This window comes from Streptomyces sp. NRRL S-455 (assembly GCF_000717875.1).
Taxonomy (GTDB): domain Bacteria; phylum Actinomycetota; class Actinomycetes; order Streptomycetales; family Streptomycetaceae; genus Streptomyces.
The window spans coordinates 22,402-38,241 of record NZ_JOCT01000009.1; the positions used below are offsets into that span (position 1 = coordinate 22,402).

Genomic DNA, 15,840 nt, shown 5'->3' on the forward strand with positions numbered 1-15,840 from the left:
GCCATGCGAACGATGAGCCGCACCGGACTGGTGAGCGCCGGTTTGGGGCTGGGGGCGGTCGGTGGCTTCATCGGCAGTCTCCTCAGGGAACGGAGCGCTCTGACAGCCGCCCGTGACGCTGCGGGCGAAGGAAGCGAGGAACAGCCTTCATGGGGCGCCGGCTCGTACCGCTCACACTGGACAACCTTCAGGACCTTCCCAAGCGCTGTCGCACGTGTGTCTTCTGGGAGCTCGACCCGGTCAGCGGTGAGGCTGCGGTAAAGGCGGGAACGCCTGCCTTGGAGAAGGAAGCCTGGATCTCAGCCGTCCTGCTGGACTGGGGATCCTGTGGTCGGGTCGTGTACGTGGACGATGTACCGGTGGGTTTCGTGCTCTACGCACCACCCGCCTATGTCCCGCGTTCCACGGCGTTCCCCACGAGCCCCCTGTCTCCGGACGCGGTTCAGCTGATGACCGCGTTCATCATTCCGGGCTATCAGGGGCAGGGTCTGGGCAGGGTGCTCGTCCAGACGGTCGCCAAGGATCTGCTGCGGCGGGGGTTCAAGGCGATCGAGGCGTTCGGAGACGCACGCTGGAAGGAACCGGCCTGTGTGCTGCCCGCCGAGCATCTCCTGGCGGTGGGCTTCAAAACGGTCCGACAGCACCACGCCTATCCCCGCCTCAGGCTGGAACTGAGGTCGACGCTCTCCTGGAAGGAAGACGTCGAGATGGCGCTGGACCGGCTTCTGGGAGCCGTTCAGAAGGAACCGGCGCTGCGACCGCTGTAGAGCAAGCAGACAAGCGAATGGGCCAACCCTTCGGGTTGGCCCATTCGTGTTTCACGTGAAACACGCACCGTCCGTGCGACGGCTCAGCCGTGTCACTCGGCGATGAACTCTTCAAGGTCGCGAACGATCGCGGCCTTCGGCTTCGCGCCGACGATGGTCTTGGCGACCTCGCCACCCTGGTAGACGTTCAGCGTCGGGATGGACATGACGCCGTACTTGGCGGCCGTACCCGGGTTCTCGTCGATGTTCAGCTTGACGACCTCGATCTTGTCGCCGTACTCGGAGGCGATCGCCTCGAGGGACGGCGCGATCTGGCGGCAGGGACCGCACCAGGCGGCCCAGAAGTCCACCAGAACGGGCTTGTCGCTCTTGAGGACGTCCTGCTCGAAGGAGTCGTCGGTCACGTTCTTCAGGGTGCCGGCCACGGCGGGCTCCTTAACTGGTTGGTGCGTGGGGCGGGTAGGGAGGGGATTCAGACAGAGGTCTTCTCGGGCTCCGGCTGCTCCTCGTCCGCGAGAGCGGCGAGGTAGCGCTCGGCGTCGAGAGCGGCGGAGCAGCCGGTGCCGGCCGCGGTGATCGCCTGACGGTAGGTGTGGTCGACGACATCACCGGCAGCGAAGACACCGGTCAGGTTCGTGCGCGTCGACGGCGCGTCCACCTTCAGGTAGCCCTCTTCGTCCAGGTCGAGCTGACCCTTGAAGAGCTCGGTGCGGGGGTCATGGCCGATGGCGATGAAGAGACCCGTCACCGGCAGGTCCGAGAGCTCGCCGGTCTTGAGGTTGCGCAGCTTCAGGCCCGAGAGCTTCGGGTCGCCCTGGATCTCCGCGACCTCGCTGTCCCACACGAAGGTGATCTTCGGGTCGGCGAAGGCGCGCTCCTGCATGGCCTTGGAGGCACGCAGGGTGTCGCGGCGGTGGACGACGGTCACGGACTTGGCGAACCGCGAGAGGAAAGTGGCCTCCTCCATGGCGGTGTCGCCGCCACCGATCACGGCGATGTCCTGGTCCTTGAAGAAGAACCCGTCACAGGTGGCGCACCAGGACACGCCACGGCCGGAAAGGGCGTCCTCGTTCGGCAGGCCGAGCTTGCGGTGCTGCGAGCCGGTGGCGACGATGACGGCCTTGGCTCGGTGGACGGTACCGGCCGTGTCCGTGACGGTCTTGATCTCACCGGCCAGGTCGACGGCCACGATGTCGTCAGGGACGAGCTCGGCACCGAAGCGCTCCGACTGGGCGCGCATGTTGTCCATGAGCTCGGGTCCCATGATGCCGTCCTGGAAACCCGGGAAGTTCTCGACGTCGGTGGTGTTCATGAGCGCACCACCGGCGGTGACGGCCCCCTCGAACACCAGTGGCTTCAGCGACGCGCGCGCGGTGTAGAGCGCCGCCGTATAGCCGGCGGGCCCGGAGCCGATGATGATCACGTTACGGACGTCGCTCACGGCTTGATTCCTCGTCTCTGGACTGCGTCGTTCGGCCGGTGGGAGCCGCTCTTGGAGCTCTCACCCCACCCAACGGATCCTAAGGGGCGCGCATTCCCACTGTGTCCGGGCACACGAAGATGCCACACCGTGCGGGTGGCCACGTAGGGCAAGGATGAGGCGCTTCCTCAGGCGGACGGGTAGGAGCGCTGCAGAAGGATCTTGCCCGAGGCGGTGGATGCCGACTGATCCACGCAGGTCGCATCGACAACGTAGGCAGTGACCCGAGTGGCGTCGGCAGCGTCGGGAAGCAGCACGAGCATTGCCTTCTTCCCCTGGTACCTGCCGTTCTCGACAGCGAGGGCAGCGTCGTTGCGTCCGATCCCGTCGCGGACGCACCCCGGCACGGTGGGCTGCCTGAAGACCCTGGGATGGCTGGTCCCGGAGGTCTCCGCGCCGAACGGGGTGCGGGAGCTGCTTTCCTTACTCTGGTTCTCGGCCAGGAGATCGGTCACCTGCTGCCGCAGCTTTCCCTCGGAGAAGGTGTCCGCTGGGGTGGTCTGCTGCTCGCCCGCCGTGTCGCGTGGCGGCGTGCCGTCGTCGAGTGACGACAGCAGGACCGACCCCAGCCCCAGGGCCGCCACCGTGAAGACGGTCCCCAGAACGGCGATCCTGCGGCGCCCGTTCCGCGTGCGGTCCTTGCGACCGGGGCCTGTGGTGGAGGAGCGGGGCCGTCCGGCCGGCCGGTCGACGGGCGCCGATGTTTCACGTGAAACACGCGCACCGCTGTCGTCGCGGCCGTCCTCGGATCCGGATGGCAGTTCACTCGGCGGTGCCGAGGTGTCCGCGGCCTCCGGCCCTGTGGCGTTCAGCAGCGCCTCGGCAGCCAGGGCGGCGTCGATGCGGCCCGCGACATCGGCGGGCATGCGCTGGGGCCCCGGCAGGGTGCCGAGAAGTCCGCGGATCTCCTCCAGAGAGGCGTGGACGTCCGCGCAGAGCTCGCACTCGTCCAGGTGCCGACGCACGTCGCTGCTCCGGGACGGTGGAAGAAGGCCCTCGGTCAGGTCGGAGATCTCCGCGACGTCCGGGTGCCCGGCCATGTCTGTCGTCGACGTCACGCTCGTCCACCTCCGCCCTTCACTGCGGCTGAGTCGCTCTGTCCTGTGTCTGATGGTTTCGCTCGGTGCGGTCCCGCTGCGGGTGGGACGGCTGGCCCCTGCGTCCGGTTCCGCTCGCTGCCCGGCTTCTTGCCCTCTCCGCCGCTGTCGGGCCGGAGGTGGGTGAGGAGCGGCAGGAGTCTGGCTCTGCCGCGCGCGCATCGGCTCTTCACGGTGCCGGTCGGCACGTCGAGGATGCGGGCGGCCTCCGCTACGGGGTAGCCCTGCATGTCCACGAGGACGAGTGCCGCCCGCTGGTCGGCCGGCAGGGTTCCCAGGGCTTCGATGAGCTGCCGGTGGAGATCGTTGCGCTCAGCGGGCGCGGAAGCCGACTCGTGCGGCTCCAGGAGCTGCTCCAGGCGCTCGGTGTCGTCGACGGGTGAGGTCTTGCGGGAAGCGACCTTGCGGGCACGGTCCAGGCAGGCGTTCACCGTGATCCTGTGCAGCCATGTCGTGACGGCCGACTGGCCCCGGAAGGTGTGGGCGGCCCGGTAGGCGGACACGAGGGCGTCCTGCACCGCGTCAGCGGCCTCCTCGCGGTCTCCCAGGGTCCGCAGGGCGACGGCCCAGAGCCGGTCACGATGCCGCCGTACGAGCTCACCGAAGGCGTCCGGATCGCCATCCACGTGGCGGGTGAGCAGGTCCTGATCGCTCACAGCGTCGTACTCGGTGCCGTCTGCCATCGGCCTCCTTCCTCGAGGCAGATGTCGTCAGCTGGTCACCTTGATGTCTGCCATCCTGCCGCGCCACTTGCCGTCGTCCGCCTGGATGGGCAGCTTGGTCAGCCACACCAGGAGGTAACGGCTCTTGACGGACTTGCCGGGCTTCAGTTCCACCGTCGTCCCGGTGCCCTCCGCGACCTTGGTGTAGGCGTCGAAGGACGTCGGCTCAGAGCCCGCGTCCGCACTCGCGCTGCGGAGCTCCACCGAGGTGTCCCCCACGAAGGTGACCTTCACCTGTCCGACCTGCTGGACCTTGCCGAGGTCGAGGATGACGCCGACGCCCGACTTGAGACGGCCGAAGTCGGAGCTCAGGTAGTAGTCCGTTTGCCAGTACGTGGCGGTGCTGTCGTCGTAGACCTTCCCTATGTCGGACGGCTTCTCGGAACCGTCGGGGCCGAAGGGGTCGAAGTCGTGTGCGCCGCTGATGGCGATGGGCTTGCCGGACGGGGGCTTCTTCGGGGACTTGTCGTTCCCGTCGTTCGTCTGCGTCTGCTTCGGCTCGTCGTTCTTGCTGCCCTGGTCCATGAGCGCGTCCGCCAGCTGCCAGCTGCCGAGGCCCAGTGCGGCGATGAGGAGCGCGGACACGGCCCACTTCAGGGCCTTGCCCGTGCGGCTCTGCAACGGTGGCGGCGGGGTCGGGACGGGCTGGGGAGCGCCGGGACGCGCCGTCTGACGGCCGTAGGAGCCCTGCTGGTACGTCGTGTGCTGGTACTCGGGCGGGGCGGTGAACGCCGGCTCCGGAGGCCGGATGCGGGGCATCTCGCCGATCGCCTTCACCAGCTCCTCCGGCGTGGTGCAGGGCGACTCGTGCCGGGAGGCGGTGGCGCCGTCGTTGACGAGCGCTCGCATGGACAGCTCGGACAGGCCGCGGTGTACACCGGCACGCACCTGGTCGGGGGCGATCAGGCCGATGTCCTTCGGCAGCCCTGACAGGCCGTAGGCGTCACTCTCGTACGGCCACCTCTGGGTGAGCGCCGCGTACAACAGGGCGCCGATGGCCTCGGTGTCGGTGCGTTGCGGGGTCGCGGACGAGACACCCCGCAGGGCCGCGTTCACGGCGAGTCCGCGGATGCGCCACTGGCCGGTCGAGGCACGCAGTACGGCGTTGGGGTTCAGCCGCAGATGGGCGAGGCCCTCGCGGTGGGCTGCGGCCATGGCTGAGGAGATCTGGCTGACCATCTGGTAGGCGTCGTACGGCTCCAGGGGCCCGGCGGCGAGGAGCGTGGTCAGTTCCGTCGCGTCGGGAAGCCACTCGTGGACGACGTAGACGAGGTCGTTCTCCTCCACCGCGTCCAGGACCTGGACGAAGCGCGGGTCGCCGAGGAGAGCAGAGGAGCGGGCGGCCGCCAGGACAGATCGCGCCCGAGCGTGGTCCGCGGGCAGGATGTGCACGCCGACAGCACGGCGGAGCTTCTCGTCCACGGCTCGCCAACTGCTGAAACCGTCCAGCCGGGTGACGCACTCCTCGAGACGGTAGCGTCTGGCGAGCTTGTGCCCACTGTGCAGCTCAGGCGGTGAGGTCTTCCCGGACTCATCGGTCCGAGGGCTGTCCTGTACCTCGTCGCTGTCCGTGTCCCGCTCCCGGTTTTTGGCCACCCCGTCGGCCGTGGACTGGTCCGCCTCCGCGGTCAGCGACGTCTCGTCGCTGTTGTCTGCCACGTCGACGGCAGCCGTGCTCCGTTCCGCCACCGTCGTTCCTGCCTCCCCATCCGTTGCGCGCCGTCCGGCGCCGAAACCAATTGTGCCCACAGTCCGCCGCTATGCACGACACGCGGTGGCTGACGATGGTTGTGCGCCTACCCCCTGCCTCAGCGTCCCAGGCGTCCGCGGACCATGCCGACCAGCGAGTTGAGTTCCTCGATGCGCATGCGGCGGGCGGCGAAGAAGAAGGTCACGAGGAGGACCGCACCACCGGCCAGCACCGCGGCGAGCGAGCCGACGACGCCCTGGCCGAGCGTGTGGCCGATGCCGTAGCAGGCGGCCCCGCTGAGGAGGGCGGCCGGGATCGACGCGATGCACAGCCGGGCGTAGGTCCGCAGGACACGGGCGCCGTCGAGGTCCCCGCCCAGCCGCTTGCGCAGCCGGCGCCACGCCACGCCGACGCCGATGGCGTAGGCCAGGCCGTAGGAGGCGGCCATGCCGACCACGGCCCAGCGGGGCGGGATGACGTAGTAACAGACAGCCGAGGCGCCCGCGTTGACCGCGGCCACGATGACCGTGTTGTAGAAGGGAGTCCGGGTGTCCTCGTAGGCGTAGAAGGCGCGCAGGACGACGTACTGCACGGAGTACGGGATCAGGCCGAGACCGAACGCCATCAGCATGTAGCCCATGTTGGTGGCCTCGCTGGTGCCCGAGGAGCCGAACATCAGAGTGCACATCGGGATGCCGAGCGAGACGAAACCGAACGCTACCGGCACGATGGCGACCGCCGTGTTGCGCAGGCCCTGGGAGATGTCGTCGCGGACGGCGCCGCCGTCGCCCTCGGCCGCCGAGCGCGACAGGCGCGGCAGCAGCGCGGCCATGAGGGAGACCGTGATGATGGCCTGCGGCAGGCCCCAGATCAGCTGTGCGTTGGCGTAGGCGGAGTAGCCGGTGCCGTCGATGGGCGAGGCCTTGCCCGCGGCCGTGGACAGCCAGATCACGATCATGGCGCCCGCCTGGTTGGCGAGGACGAACAGGACCGTCCACTTGGCGAGGGTGATGGCCTTGCCGAGGCCCTGGCCCTTCCAGTCGAAGCGCAGCCGCAGCCGGAAGCCGGTCTCCCGCAGGTAGGGGATCATCGCCAGCGCCTGGACCACCAGGCCGAGCAGCACACCGACGCCGAGAAGGCGCTGGCCCTCCGGCGGGATGGTGGTGACCTTCATCCCGGAGTCAGCGGCCGTGCCGTAGACGTAGATGAACATGCCCAGCGTCACGATGATGACGATGTTGTTCAGGACCGGCGTCCACATCATCGCGCCGAACTTCCCGCGGGCGTTGAGGATCTGGCCCATCACCACGTGGACGCCCATGAAGAAGATCGAGGGCAGGAAGTACTGGACGAAGGTGATGGCGACCTGGTTCGCCGCGGGGTCGCCGGCGATCGAGGGGGACATCACGCGAATCAGGAGTGGCGCGCCGAAGATCGCGAGGGCGGTGAGTGCGCCGAGCGTCACCATGACGAGGGTCAGCAGGCGGTTGGCGTATGCCTCGCCGCCGTCCTCGTCGTCTTTCATGGAGCGCACGAGTTGCGGCACGAAGACGGAGTTGAGACCGCCGCCGACCGTGAGGATGTAGATCATCGTCGGCAGCTGGTAGGCGACCTGGAAGGTGTCACCGAGGAAGCCGACGCCGATGGCCGACACGATCAGCGCGGAGCGGATGAAGCCGGTGAGGCGGGAGACCAGCGTGCCCGCCGCCATCACGGCGCTGGACTTCAGCAGGCCGGCCGCGCGACCGCCCTTCTTGGGCGCGGGCGGGGCGGCGGGCTCCGGGGCGGGGACGTCGTCCACGGGGGGTGCGGCCGCGGCCTGGCCGGGGCCCGGGTAGGGCCCGTGCGCCGCGTACTGCCCGTGCGCCGCGTATTCGCCCTGCGCCACCTGGCCCGAGGCCGGTGACGGGCCGGGAACGGCGGGCGACTCGTAAGACGGGTGGCCGCTGCTCTGCTGCTGGTCCCGGAAGAGGTGTGCGAACGCGTCGGGTTCCTGGCGCGGCTCGCCCGCCTGGGAGACGAGGTCGTCCACGCCCACGAACTGGGTGGTCCGGGCGTCGTCGCCGTACGGCAGGTGGCGGGTGGGGCCCTCCGGCTCCGGCGCGGGTGTCTGGGCCCACACCCCCGGGTCCGGTGCGTAGGGCGACTGCGGTGGCTGGGCGTAGAGCTGCTGCTGCGGCTGGTACGTGCCCGGCGGGGGCGGCGGGTGCGCGGCACGGTCGTAGAGGGCCTCGGCCACCGGATCCTGGGCGGCGAGGTCCTGGGCCCGGTAGGGGTCCTGGTCGTAGGCGTCCTGGAGGTACATGTCCGCGGGCGGCTGCGGCGGTACCTGGCCGTGGTCGGGCGGCGAATCCTCGGGCCTGCCCGTTTCGGGGTAGCCCGAGCTGCCCACGGCACGGCCGTGGTCACCGTCGTACGGCGCGTTCATGGTTACCCCACCTCATCGTCCCGGGCCCACCGGCCACGACTTCTCAACGGTCCACTCTCTCACCCGTGCCGGACGGGTCGGCGCTTTCCGCTGCGGTGTCCGGGGCCGGGTCACTCGGCTGCTCCCGGGCGTCTGCCCGTGCGTCGGCCGCGGACTCCTCCGTGAGACGGTCGCCGGGGGCTTCCGGGTTCTGCGGAGCGTCGACCGTGCCGTCGACGTCGTCTTTCGCCTCGCCTGCGCGGTCCTCGGCGACCTCGCGGGCGGCGGCGCGCTTGCGCTGGGTGTACATCCGGAAGCCGGCGAGGACCAGGAGCAGGACGCCGCCGCCGATGACCAGCATCACGGTGGCTGTGACCTCGGTGACCCTCACGTCGAAGGTGACGGGTGCGCCGTACTTCTGACCGTCCTCGGTGTACAGCTGGGCGACCACCTCCGCCCGGCCGTTGGCGTTGGCGGACGTGGTGAACTTCACCGACTGACTGTGGCCGCCGTTCACGGTGACCGGCTGTTCCTCGTAGGCGGCGCCACCGATCTTGAGTCGGGTCGGGTTCTTCGAGGTGAGACGCAGTGTCAGGCGCTCGACGCCCTGGACCAGGTTGTTCTGGACGGTCACGGGGATCGTGGCGCTGCGGCCGGAGAGCTTGGTCTCCGACTTGTCGATCAGCTTGACCCCGTCGATGAGTCCGTCGAGGTACGACTCGATGCCGTCGCGGTATCCCACCGCCGCGATGCCCTTACCTCGCCACGACGTGGACATCTCGCGGTTCATGGCCCGCCCGAAGGGGGTCACCACCCGGGACTGGCGGGTGAGCACCACCTTGAACTTGTCGAGCTTGTCCTGCGTCCTGGCGATCTGCTCGAAGGCGGCTCGCGGCAGTTCCTGCTTGCGCAGCGAGGACGGGTAGGCGGAGGGCGGCGGCACCTTTGTGTTGGCCGCCGGGTCCGGCTTGGCCTTGGCGGCTGCCGCGAGGTCCTGCCACTCGGACCACGTCCCGTTCTGCAGAACCCTGAGCGCCTCGGCCATGGCCTGGGCCTGGCGCACGGTGGGCATGCGCTGCGGTGCGACGACCACGCTGCGCTGCTTGCCCGTCTGGAGGCCCAGGGCCAGGCTCTGGGCCAGGAAGCGCTGCACGGCGAGCGTGGACGCGGAGGCCCTCGTCAGGTCGCCCTGGAACGCCGTGGACATCCTGGCGTCCGCGACGACTGCCGTGGTGCCGCCGCCGATGGGCCGGGCTGCGGACGGCGTGTACGACAGGTCGTCCTGGAGGCTGTCGCTGCGGGCGATCACCTTGTCGGCGCCCGAGGAGGTCGCGACCTTCACGATCGAGGGGTCGACGGCGCCGTCCACGGGCCACGCGAAGTCCGTGGACGGTTTCACGTGGAGGATCGTAGGGATCGTGTTCTCGATGACGTCGGTGGCTTCCTTGAGGTGGCTCAGGGTGCCGGTGACGTCCGTTCCCTTGTGGGCGACGGAGGCCAGGTCCGGGTCGCCGTAGGGCAGGGCGACGACCTCCTTGCCCGCGACGGCCTGCTGGAGCTCGGCGAGCCAGCGGTTGGCGACCGCCTGGTTGCCACCTTCTGTGTTGGTGCCGTCCGGGCTCTGGACCTGATAGGTCTTCGTCATCGCGTCGACGGATGCCAGCAGGTCCGGGTCGATCACCCAGGTGACGTCGAGCTCCTTGCCCAGCGAGACCATCTGGTCGAGGCGGCCGCCCGGGGCGATCTCCTTGGCGAGCTCCTCGTCGCGGAAGACCGGCGTCTGCTGTTCGTTCGACCCCGTCTCCGCCGCCATGTGGGCGGAGGAGACGAGCGGCCACAGAAACGTGGTCTTCGTCTTGGTGCCCGCCTCCTCAGGCTGCCACGGCAGGAATGTGCGCTGGATGCCGAGGATCCGGTCCCAGGGCTGCGTGGCGGTCTGCCCGGAGAGCGCGACAGCCAGCTGGTAGACGCCGTCCGAGCCGAGGTCCAGCTTGTCGGCGGGCACGGAGATGTTGAACGGCTCCGCGACGCCGGGAGTGAGCTTGGGAAACTTCTTGGCGTACTTTCCGCCGACCGCCTCGCCGGCGGGGCCCTGGATGTCGTCGCTTTTCTTGGCGAGGGTGTCGACTCTTGAGCGGGTGCCGAGCTGGGGGCCCACCCGCAGGTCGACGTGGGCGTCGGTGACCGGCTGCTTGCCGTTGTTCGTCACCGTGCCCGTCACGGTCACCGTGTCCCCCTCGGTGGGGGCGCTGGGGCTGAGGGAGTCGACCGAGACCGATACCGAGCCTGAGCCGGGGGCAGCCTGCGGGGCCTCTTCTCCGGCCGCGCCCGCGGGTGTCGCGGCGGGCAGCTGGAGAAATCCGGCCAGCAGGGGCGCACCGGCGAGCAGTGCCCCGGTGCGCCGCAGCCACCGGCGGGCAGGTGAGGGACTGGTCCCCTGGAAGTCTGCCGCCTCGGCCACGCGCTCGTCCGTCCCTCGTCGTCGTCAGTGGTCGTCGGAATGTGCGTCCAGGCATGGTAACGATGCGCGCTGAGGGGAAGTGCCGCGGTCCGTTCCACAAGATCGCCGGCCGGCAGTGCGGGTGTCTGATATGTGACTCTATGGAAGGACGGGGTCCTTTACATCTCAAGAGCGGTCCTTATCGGTGCATGACGGATGTGTCCGCAGGCATAACCGGGAAGCTCGGGGCGGTCCGGGCCACGTACCCTCTTCTGTTGTGCCGAACGTCAACGAAGATTCGCCCAGTGCCCTGAGCCAGGTGCAGCATCGCGCGGTGAGTGAGCTGCTGCGGGTCGCCCCTGTCGCCGACGACCTCGCCCGCCGCTTCCAGGAGGCCGGGTTCTCCCTTGCCCTGGTCGGCGGCTCGGTCCGGGACGCGCTGCTGGGCCGGCTCGGCAACGACCTGGATTTCACGACCGACGCCCGGCCTCAGGATGTCCTCAAGATCGTGCGTCCGTGGGCCGACGCAGTGTGGGAGGTCGGGATCGCCTTCGGTACCGTCGGCGCCCAGAAGGGTGGCTACCAGATCGAGGTGACCACGTACCGGTCGGAGGCGTATGACCGGACCTCGCGCAAGCCCGACGTGTCGTACGGCGACTCCATCGAGGAGGACCTCGTCCGTCGTGACTTCACGGTGAACGCGATGGCCGTAGCCTTGCCGGAGAAGGACTTCATCGATCCGCACGGCGGTCTCGAGGACCTCGCGTCGCGCGTGCTCCGTACCCCGGGCACGCCGGAGGAGTCCTTCTCCGACGATCCCCTCCGTATGATGCGCGCCGCTCGCTTCGCGGCTCAGCTCGATTTCGAGGTGGCCCCTGAGGTCGTCACCGCGATGAAGGAGATGGCCGGGCGAATCGAGATCGTCTCGGCCGAGCGGGTGCGGGACGAGCTGAACAAGCTGGTCCTGTCCCAGTACCCGCGCAAGGGGCTGACGCTGCTCGTTGAGACGGGCCTTGCCGACCGGGTGCTCCCCGAGCTGCCGGCCCTGCGTCTGGAGCGTGACGAGCACCACCGGCACAAGGACGTCTACGACCACACGTTGATCGTCCTGGAGCAGGCGATGGCGCTGGAGGACGACGGTCCCGACCTGACGCTGCGCCTGGCTGCCCTGCTGCACGACATCGGCAAGCCGCGCACCCGTCGCTTCGAGAAGGACGGCAGGGTCTCGTTCCACCACCACGAAGTGGTGGGGGCGAAGATGACCAAGAAGCGCATGACGGCACTCAAGTACTCCAACGAGTTGGTGAAGGACGTCTCACGTCTGGTCGAGCTCCACCTTCGCTTCCATGGCTACGGCACCGGCGAATGGACGGACTCCGCGGTTCGCCGTTATGTCCGTGACGCCGGCCCGCTCCTCGACCGCCTCCACAAGCTGACCCGCTCGGACTGCACCACGCGCAACAAGCGCAAGGCGGCGGCTCTGTCGCGTGCGTACGACGGCCTGGAAGAGCGGATCGCCCGGCTTCAGGAGCAGGAGGAGCTGGACTCGATCCGCCCGGACCTCGACGGTAACCAGATCATGGAGATTCTCGGCGTCGGCCCCGGCCCGGTCGTCGGTCGCGCATACAAGCACATGCTGGAGCTGCGCCTGGAGAACGGGCCGATGGAGCCCGATGCGGCGGAGGCCGCGCTCAAGGAGTGGTGGGCCGAGCAGCAGGGCTGAGGTCGTGAAACGGGTCATGTTTCACGTGAAACATGACCCGGTTGAAGACGGTCCGAGGGCGGTGTTTCACGTGAAACACCGCCCTCGGACCATGTCTGCCTTACTGGCGAACAATCCGGTTCATGGCCCCGGCCACCGCCGCATAGATGACGGACACCATGATCACCAGCGGTACGGATCGGCCGTCCGGCGGCAGCATCAGGGCGGCCACGGCGGCGGCGCCGACGAAGGAGACGTTGAAGAGGACGTCGTAAACGGAGAAGATCCGGCCGCGGAAGCCGTCCTCGACGGAGGACTGCACGATCGTGTCCGTCGCGATCTTCGCGCCCTGGGTGGTCAGCCCGAGGACGAAGGCCGCGACCAATAGAGGGACGATGGCGAAGGGCAGCCCGAGAGCGGGCTCCAACAGCGCTGCGGCCCCCGCACACACGACGATCCAGCGGCCGGGCCCGAGCCGCCCCGCAGCCCAGGGCGTCACCACGGCCGCCGCGAAGAACCCGGCCCCGGAGGCGCCCAACGCCAGCCCCAGCAGGGCGAGTCCGTCGTCAGTGGTCGAGGTGAGCGCGTACCGGCAGAGCATCAGCAGCATCACCAGCAAGGCGCCGTAGCAGAACCGCATCAGCGCCATCGCCGCGAGCGCCGAGGCGGCCTCCCTGCGCGCCGGTGCGGACAGGTGACGTACGCCTGCCACCAAATCGCGAACGGTGCCCGTGAGGGCCGGCCAGATCCGCTCGCGCACCAGATTCCGGTCCGGGCCGAGGAGTTCCCGCGCCATGCTCAGTATCGCCATGGCCGCGCACAGATACAGACCGGCTGCCACCAGCACAACGGCGGCGTCGGAGTCCGCCACCATCAGACGGACGACGAAGGCGAGCCCACCGCCCGCGGTCGCCGCCAGGGTGCCGGCGGTCGGGGAAAGGGAGTTGGCGATGACCAGGCGCTCGGCGTCGACCACGCGCGGCAGGGCGGCGGACAGACCGGCAAGGACGAACCGGTTGACGGCGGTGACGCACAGGGCGGAGACGTAGAAGAGCCAGTCCGGTGCCGGGCTGAGCATCAACAGGGCTGTCGCTGAGGCCAGCAGGGCGCGCAGAAGGCTCCCGTACAACAGGACCTGGCGGCGTCGCCAGCGGTCCAGCAGGACACCGGCGAAGGGGCCGACGAGCGAGTACGGAAGCAGGAGCACCGCCATCGCGGAGGCGACCGCGACCGCGGAGGTCTGCTTCTCCGGTGAGAAGACGACGTAGGCCGCGAGCGCTACCTGGTAGACACCGTCGGCGCCCTGGGACAGCAACCGCACGGCGAGCAGGCGTCGGAAGCCCTGGAAGCGCAACAGGACGCGCAGGTCACGGACGACGGCCATGGGGCACAGCCTCACATACGGGGAGGGTCTCCGGGTCGTGCGACCCGGAGACCCTCACAGCCCTGGCAGGAGCGACTAGTGGCGGCGCGTCAGCGCTCGACCTCACCCTTGATGAACTTCTCGACGTTCTCACGGGCCTCGTCGTCGAAGTACTGCACGGGCGGGGACTTCATGAAGTAGCTCGACGCGGAGAGCACGGGGCCACCGATGCCGCGGTCCTTGGCGATCTTCGCGGCGCGCAGCGCGTCGATGATGACGCCGGCGGAGTTCGGGGAGTCCCAGACCTCCAGCTTGTACTCCAGGTTCAGCGGGACGTCACCGAAGGCGCGGCCCTCGAGGCGGACGTAGGCCCACTTGCGGTCGTCCAGCCAGGCCACGTAGTCGGAGGGGCCGATGTGGACGTTGCCCTCGCCCAGTTCGCGGTCGCGGATCTGGGAGGTGACGGCCTGCGTCTTGGAGATCTTCTTCGACTCGAGGCGGTCGCGCTCGAGCATGTTCTTGAAGTCCATGTTGCCGCCGACGTTCAGCTGCATGGTGCGGTCCAGGATGACGCCCCGGTCCTCGAACAGCTTCGCCATGACGCGGTGCGTGATGGTGGCACCGACCTGCGACTTGATGTCGTCGCCGACGATCGGGACGCCCGCCTCGGTGAACTTGTCCGCCCACGCCTTGGTGCCCGCGATGAAGACCGGGAGGGCGTTGACGAAGGCGACCTTGGCGTCGATGGCGCACTGGGCGTAGAACTTCGCCGCGTCCTCGGAGCCGACGGGCAGGTAGCAGACGAGGACGTCGACCTGCTTGTCCTTGAGGACCTGGACGACGTCGACCGGCTCCTCGGCGGACTCCTCGATGGTCTCGCGGTAGTACCGGCCGAGGCCGTCGAGGGTGTGGCCGCGCTGGACCGTCACACCGGAACGGGGCACGTCGCAGATCTTGATGGTGTTGTTCTCGGAGGCGCCGATGGCGTCCGCGAGGTCGAGACCGACCTTCTTGGCGTCCACGTCGAACGCGGCGACGAACTCGACGTCGCGGACGTGGTAGTCGCCGAACTGGACGTGCATCAGGCCCGGCACCTTGGACGCCGGGTCGGCGTCCTTGTAGTACTCGACTCCCTGCACCAGCGATGCGGCGCAGTTGCCCACACCGACGATGGCTACGCGAACCGAACCCATTCCGGTTGCTCCCTGTGTGTACGAGTGAGGCCCTTCAGGGGGCTCTCACGTGGCGGTGTCGTCGGGCGTATCCGGACGGGGGTCGCCCCCCGGCCGGGGCAGGCCGCCCGACGCTCCAGATGTGGTGTCACGCGAGCCGGGCTCCTCCGAGGCGGCACCCTTCAGGTCCCGTCCCGCCCGCTCGCTCTCGATGAGCTCGTTCAGCCAGCGCACCTCGCGCTCCACGGACTCCATCCCGTGGCGCTGGAGCTCAAGCGTGTAGTCGTCGAGTCGTTCCCGGGTCCGGGCCAGGGAGACGCGCATCTTCTCCAGGCGCTCCTCCAGCCGGCTGCGCCGGCCCTCCAGCACGCGCATGCGAACGTCTCGTGAGGTTTGCCCGAAGAAAGCGAAACGCGCTGCGAAGGTCTCGTCCTCGTAGGCGTCGGGCCCGGTCTGCGAGAGCAATTGCTCGAAGTGCTCCTTACCCTCCGCCGTGAGCCGGTAGACGATCTTGGCGCGGCGGCCGGTGAGGGGAGCGGCCTCGGCTTCGTTCCCCGGTTCCTCGATCAACCAGCCGTTGGCGACCAGAGTCTTGAGGCAGGGGTACAGCGTCCCGTAGCTGAACGCACGGAACACGCCCAGTGACGTGTTGAGCCGTTTGCGCAGCTCGTAGCCGTGCATCGGAGATTCGCGGAGCAGACCGAGTACGGCGAACTCGAGGATCCCGGAACGCCGGCTCATCGTCGCCTCCTCTCTGCCGCGGTACTCGTCTCGCGGACCCGTGTCTCGGTCCGATGTGTCGGACTGATGTATCGACTCGATACATCTCGACGATAGAACGGCCTTCCGGATGCGACAAGAGGGGGTGTAGTGAGCGGGATCACATCACCGATTCGTCGGACGCGAGATGCCTGATTTGAGATGAACTTCGGCCCCGGCAGGTTTTGGCGGTGCGTAGTCTGTGCGCCATGCACATCACCGGGAACCGAGCGACGCCTGA

Annotated in this window: 12 protein-coding genes; 2 read left to right on the top strand and 10 right to left on the bottom strand. The window is 68.8% G+C overall.

All coding sequences use genetic code 11. The features are described 5' to 3' along the window. Nucleotides 1-149 precede the first annotated feature (149 nt). A complete protein-coding gene (locus IE97_RS0113220) occupies nt 150-767 on the top strand; it encodes a GNAT family N-acetyltransferase (protein WP_030237382.1) in 618 nt (205 codons plus the stop codon). 92 nt (nt 768-859) lie between these two features. Here the strand turns inward: IE97_RS0113220 and trxA are convergent, their stop codons facing one another. From trxA to IE97_RS0113255, 7 genes are all read right to left on the bottom strand, one after another. Beyond that, complete coding sequence (gene trxA, locus IE97_RS0113225) at nt 860-1,192, bottom strand: thioredoxin (protein ID WP_010032728.1); 333 nt, start codon at nt 1,190-1,192, stop codon at nt 860-862. Nucleotides 1,193-1,239: 47 nt separating this feature from the next. Next, a complete protein-coding gene (gene trxB / locus IE97_RS0113230; RefSeq protein WP_030237386.1) occupies nt 1,240-2,208 on the bottom strand; it encodes a thioredoxin-disulfide reductase in 969 nt (322 codons plus the stop codon). Nucleotides 2,209-2,375: 167 nt separating this feature from the next. Beyond that, entirely contained in the window at nt 2,376-3,305 is a 930-nt protein-coding gene (locus IE97_RS0113235; protein ID WP_030237391.1) for an anti-sigma factor family protein, read from the bottom strand. Continuing rightward, the gene (gene sigM, locus IE97_RS0113240; protein ID WP_030237395.1) at nt 3,302-4,027 is read right to left on the bottom strand and encodes an RNA polymerase sigma factor SigM; all 726 of its coding nucleotides are present in this window, start codon (nt 4,025-4,027) and stop codon (nt 3,302-3,304) included. The genes IE97_RS0113235 and sigM overlap by 4 nt, the downstream gene beginning before the upstream one ends. A gap of 27 nt (nt 4,028-4,054) precedes the next feature. Next, nucleotides 4,055-5,755, bottom strand: a complete 1,701-nt coding sequence (locus IE97_RS0113245) for a protein kinase family protein (protein WP_030237401.1) — start codon at nt 5,753-5,755, stop codon at nt 4,055-4,057. A gap of 119 nt (nt 5,756-5,874) precedes the next feature. Beyond that, nucleotides 5,875-8,184 carry a murein biosynthesis integral membrane protein MurJ gene (gene murJ / locus IE97_RS0113250; RefSeq protein ID WP_030237406.1) on the bottom strand — a complete coding sequence of 770 codons (2,310 nt, stop codon included), beginning with the start codon at nt 8,182-8,184 and terminating at the stop codon, nt 5,875-5,877. A 43-nt stretch (nt 8,185-8,227) separates the two neighbouring features. Further along, nucleotides 8,228-10,624: a DUF6049 family protein gene (locus IE97_RS0113255; protein WP_030237408.1), complete on the bottom strand. Its 2,397-nt coding sequence runs from the start codon at nt 10,622-10,624 to the stop codon at nt 8,228-8,230. 256 nt (nt 10,625-10,880) lie between these two features. Here IE97_RS0113255 and IE97_RS0113260 point away from each other — a divergent pair, with 256 nt between their 5' ends. Beyond that, nucleotides 10,881-12,326: a CCA tRNA nucleotidyltransferase gene (locus IE97_RS0113260; protein ID WP_030237413.1), complete on the top strand. Its 1,446-nt coding sequence runs from the start codon at nt 10,881-10,883 to the stop codon at nt 12,324-12,326. A gap of 100 nt (nt 12,327-12,426) precedes the next feature. Here the strand turns inward: IE97_RS0113260 and IE97_RS0113265 are convergent, their stop codons facing one another. From IE97_RS0113265 to IE97_RS0113275, 3 genes are all read right to left on the bottom strand, one after another. Next, nucleotides 12,427-13,689, bottom strand: coding sequence for an MFS transporter (locus IE97_RS0113265; protein WP_030237418.1), 1,263 nt, complete (start codon nt 13,687-13,689; stop codon nt 12,427-12,429). An 89-nt stretch (nt 13,690-13,778) separates the two neighbouring features. Next, nucleotides 13,779-14,861, bottom strand: coding sequence for an inositol-3-phosphate synthase (locus IE97_RS0113270; protein ID WP_030237421.1), 1,083 nt, complete (start codon nt 14,859-14,861; stop codon nt 13,779-13,781). 45 nt (nt 14,862-14,906) lie between these two features. Further along, nucleotides 14,907-15,581: a PadR family transcriptional regulator gene (locus tag IE97_RS0113275; RefSeq protein ID WP_030237425.1), complete on the bottom strand. Its 675-nt coding sequence runs from the start codon at nt 15,579-15,581 to the stop codon at nt 14,907-14,909. Between the last annotated feature and the right edge of the window lie 259 nt (nt 15,582-15,840).

What these genes read in the sequence shown, in the direction of transcription:
- IE97_RS0113265 (WP_030237418.1), bottom strand. Translation starts at nt 13,689, where the DNA reads ATGGCCGTCGTCCGTGACCTGCGCGTCCTGTTGCGCTTCCAGGGCTTC.
- IE97_RS0113220 (WP_030237382.1), top strand. Translation starts at nt 150, where the DNA reads ATGGGGCGCCGGCTCGTACCGCTCACACTGGACAACCTTCAGGACCTT.
- sigM (WP_030237395.1), bottom strand. Translation starts at nt 4,027, where the DNA reads ATGGCAGACGGCACCGAGTACGACGCTGTGAGCGATCAGGACCTGCTC.
- IE97_RS0113275 (WP_030237425.1), bottom strand. Translation starts at nt 15,581, where the DNA reads ATGAGCCGGCGTTCCGGGATCCTCGAGTTCGCCGTACTCGGTCTGCTC.
- murJ (WP_030237406.1), bottom strand. Translation starts at nt 8,184, where the DNA reads ATGAACGCGCCGTACGACGGTGACCACGGCCGTGCCGTGGGCAGCTCG.
- IE97_RS0113270 (WP_030237421.1), bottom strand. Translation starts at nt 14,861, where the DNA reads ATGGGTTCGGTTCGCGTAGCCATCGTCGGTGTGGGCAACTGCGCCGCA.